1 pseudogene is annotated in these 219 nt (G+C 70.3%); it reads right to left on the bottom strand.

The features are described from left to right. Window positions 1–98: 98 nt before the first annotated feature. Window positions 99–219: pseudogene (locus tag NBY69_RS37290) on the bottom strand (aldo/keto reductase); the annotation flags it as partial.

Raw genomic sequence — 219 nt, 5'->3', positions numbered from 1 at the left:
CGGCGGCTGTGAGCGCGGCGGAACGGACGATGCGCGTCGGCATGAAACGACTCCCGGGTACCGGCTTACGCGAGGACAGGCGAGGACACGCGGACACCGGACTTGGGGATCACCACGTTGCCCGTCTGGAGGTGCCAGCGCAGTACCACCTGGGCGGCGCTGCGGCCGTGCTTCTGGGCGATCGCGACGATCGTCGGGACCTCCAGCAGGCCCTTGCCC

The sequence above is a fragment of the Streptomyces sp. A 4/2 genome, from assembly GCF_940670765.1.
Classification (GTDB): domain Bacteria; phylum Actinomycetota; class Actinomycetes; order Streptomycetales; family Streptomycetaceae; genus Streptomyces.
This window is presented reverse-complemented; position numbering and strand designations above follow the sequence as displayed.